The organism is Acinetobacter sp. UBA3025 (assembly GCF_002367915.1).
Taxonomy (GTDB): domain Bacteria; phylum Pseudomonadota; class Gammaproteobacteria; order Pseudomonadales; family Moraxellaceae; genus Acinetobacter.
Genome location: NZ_DFDO01000176.1, coordinates 1 through 3,803 on the forward strand (window position 1 = coordinate 1; position 3,803 = coordinate 3,803).

A 3,803-nucleotide genomic window follows, 5' to 3' on the forward strand; every position below is an offset into this window, starting at 1 on the left:
AGCAATACCTGTTTGCGCACGTCCTAGAATTAAGGCATGTACATCGTGTGTACCTTCATAAGTGTTCACCACTTCTAGGTTCACCAGATGACGTGCTACACCGAATTCATCAGAAATGCCGTTACCGCCCATCATGTCACGCGCTAAACGCGCAATATCCAGTGCTTTACCACAGTTATTACGCTTGATCAGTGAAGTACCTTCAACTGATGCAATGCCTTCATCTTTCATGCGACCAAAACGTAAAGCCACTTGCAGGCCCAACGCAATTTCAGTTTGCATGTCTGCCAGTTTTTTCTGGATCAGCTGATTCGCAGCCAATGGACGGCCAAACTGTTTACGATCCATAGTATATTGATGCGCTGTATGCCAGCAGAATTCTGCTGCGCCCATCGCACCCCAAGCAATACCATAGCGGGCACTGTTCAGACAGGTAAATGGACCTTTCAAACCACGAATTTCCGGGAATGCGTTTTCTTCTGGAACGAAAACATTGTCCATCACGATTTCACCGGTGATCGAAGCACGTAAGCCAACTTTACCGTGAATCGCTGGTGCAGAAAGCCCTTCCCAGCCTTTTTCTAAAATAAAGCCGCGAATGTCACCGACATTACCTTCAGGAGACACTTCTTTTGCCCAAACCACAAAGACATCCGCAATCGGACTATTGGTAATCCACATTTTGGCACCAGTCAGACGGTAGCCACCATCCACCTTTTTCGCACGAGTAATCATGCTACCCGGATCAGAACCATGATCCGGTTCAGTCAGACCGAAACAACCGATGTATTCACCAGAAGCTAGCTTCGGTAAATATTTCTGTTTCTGTTCTTCAGAACCAAATTCATTGATTGGTACCATCACTAGCGAGCTTTGTACGCTAGCCATAGAACGGTAACCGGAATCCACACGCTCCACTTCGCGAGCAATCAGACCATAGCTGACATAATTTAAGCCAGCGCCACCATATTGCTCAGGAATGGTTGGACCCAGCAGACCCAGTTCACCCATTTCACGGAAAATCGTTGGATCGGTTTTTTCATGACGGAACTGTTCTAGTACGCGTGGCATCAGTTTGTCTTGACAGTACGCATGTGCGCTGTCACGGATCATACGTTCTTCTTCAGTCAGTTGCTGTTCCAGTAAAAATGGATCTTGCCAGTCAAATCTAATTCTTGTGCTCATTTTAATATTTCCAATATTATAAAAATCTGCTGTTTAAGCGGTCGCTTGTTTAATCATTTCACGTGCGATGATGATTTGCTGGATTTGAGTTGTACCTTCATACAGACGGAACAAACGCACATCACGGTAGAAACGTTCAATTGAATATTCACTGATATAGCCTGCGCCACCATGAATTTGCAGACAGCGATCCGCTACACGGCCACACATTTCAGTCGCAAACATTTTCGCGCATGAAGATTCTGTGGTCACATTCTTACCTTCGTCGCGCAGACGAGCAGCATCCAGAACCATACATTTCGCTGCATAAATCTCAGCTTTAGAATCTGCCAGCATGCCTTGGATGAGCTGGAAATTCGCAATCGGTTGACCAAACTGCTTACGTTCCACTGCATAATTTAAAGCATCTTCCAGCATACGCTCTGCCATGCCAACGCTATAGCCAGCAATGTGTAGACGGCCTTTATCTAAGACACGCATTGCAGTTTTAAAGCCAATGCCCTCAACGCCACCGATCAACTGATCCTTATGAACCTTACAGTTATCAAAAATCACGTCACAAGTGTATGAACCATGTTGGCCCATTTTTTTATCAATTTTGCCCAGACTTAGGCCCGGAGTATTCGCTTCTACCAGGAATGCAGAAATGCCGCTTGCACCTTTGATGTCAGGATTGGTACGCGCCATCACCGTAAATGTCGTTGCACGCGGTGCATTGGTAATAAAACGTTTGGTACCGTTTAAAATATAGTAATCGCCATCTTTAACCGCGCTGGTTTTTAAAGATGCTGCATCTGAACCTGAATCTGGCTCAGTTAAACAGAATGAACCAATGATTTCACCAGTCGCATAACGTGGCAGGTATTTCTGTTTTTGCTCTTCTGTACCGTCAATCACTATCCCGCTTGAACCAATCCCGTTATTGGTTCCGATCAAAGAACGGAATGCAGCCGACGTACGGCCTAATTCCATTGCGACCAGAATTTCCTCTTCCATGGTAATACCTAAACCGCCGTATTCCTCTGGAATAGTTAGGCCAAACAGACCCAATTCTTTCATCTGCTCGACAATACGCTCAGGAATCGCGTTACTTTCTTCAACTTCATGTTCTAAAGGGACTAGTTCATTTTTGACAAAGTTACGAATAGTCGAAAGAAGTTGCTCGAGCATTTCCGGATCGCGAATCATAGGGATCTCCATGTTATTTAGTTCATCTGGGTAAATTCCTTTACCCTTTAATTTTAGTTTCGTAATACGAAATAAATAATCATAAAAATTCATTTTGAGCAAGAAAAATTATTAAAAATTTTATTTTTTAAGCAAAAAAGCAAATTTTTCTAGCTTTAATTAAAAATTTTAGTTAGAATTTTATTTCACAATGCGAAATTTTTAGATTGTTGGTAGATTTAGAAAAGAGTTAGATGATCGGAATCAGGTCATAATTGATTCTATAAAAGCGCAGCGAGATAAGAATGTTTCAATTAAATCGTGCTGATGATTCTCGTTTTGATTGGCTCCATTTTCCTGAAATTTTATCTGGCGAACTTTAAATTTTCTAAAGATACTTAAAAATCATTACAGGTCTCAAAAACCTATAGATTCTGCATGGTTTTTAGCTGAATAGCGCTAATTAACTTAAATACAGATAAAGTGAGCACTTTTTTATTTATTTTTATCACTAATAGAAGTGTTTTATTTTGTATCGTGAAATTTAATTGCTATCATATTTATTAATTTACCTTTAATTGCTCTGACCATGACAAAAAATAAAACTTGCGAAATACCTAATTTTGATGAGATCCGTTTAGATCCGATTTCACATATTCATAGAGAAAATAACCCACAATTTATCGCGTCTATTGCACGTGGTTTAGAAATCCTCAGATGTTTTTCCGCAACGAATCAATTACTGGGCAACCAGGAAATTGCACAACTCACTAATCTGCCAAAACCGACTGTTGCCCGGATCACCAGCACGTTGGTTTCTTTAGGTTATCTAAAACAGTTACCGAATACGACCAAATACCTGTTGGACGTTGGTGTATTGGCTCTGGGTTATGCGGCGCTCAGCAATATTTCGGCACGTACACAGGCTTATCCATTTATGGAAGAAATGTCACGTTATGCGCAAGCGCCTGTCGCCATGGCAACACGTGATCGTCTGAGCATGATTTATTTGGAAGTCGTTCACACAGAGTCTACTTTGACCATGCGTCGTCCAGTTGGCTCTACCCTGCCTATTCATAGTAGTGCGATGGGTCGTGCCTGTCTGGCTGCGATGGAAGTTAAAGAACGTGAGTATCTGTTTGATGCCATCAAGAAAAGAAATGAAGATCAGTGGCCAACCATTAAGCGTAATTTAGAACGTGCTATTCGTGATTATCAGGATTATGGCTATTGCTTATCTCTCGGTGATTGGGCCAAAGATGTGAACTCTGTCGCAGTACCTTTAATTCACCCTAAACATGGTATTTTGACCTTTAACTGTGGTGCCCCAACTTATTTACTCAATCAGGAAAAACTGGAAAATGAAATCGGTCCTCGTCTGATTCATATGGTCAATAACATTTCCTTGACTTTAAATAATATTTAAGCTGTTATTTAAGATTTAAATGGGC

At 41.6% G+C, this 3,803-nt stretch carries 3 protein-coding genes; 1 reads left to right on the forward strand and 2 read right to left on the reverse strand.

Features of this window, described 5'->3' with window-relative positions:
* Positions 1–1,185: acyl-CoA dehydrogenase (locus B4J23_RS07395; protein ID WP_291359693.1), on the reverse strand; the 1,185-nt coding region annotated here is incomplete at its 3' end.
* A 33-nt stretch (positions 1,186–1,218) separates the two neighbouring features.
* Entirely contained in the window at positions 1,219–2,373 is a 1,155-nt protein-coding gene (locus B4J23_RS07400; protein WP_034171043.1) for an acyl-CoA dehydrogenase family protein, read from the reverse strand.
* A 568-nt stretch (positions 2,374–2,941) separates the two neighbouring features.
* Between B4J23_RS07400 and B4J23_RS07405 the strand changes: the two genes are divergently transcribed.
* Positions 2,942–3,778 (forward strand): IclR family transcriptional regulator, encoded by an 837-nt coding sequence (locus B4J23_RS07405; protein ID WP_291359696.1) that lies wholly within the window; start codon positions 2,942–2,944, stop codon positions 3,776–3,778.
* Positions 3,779–3,803: the final 25 nt, after the last annotated feature.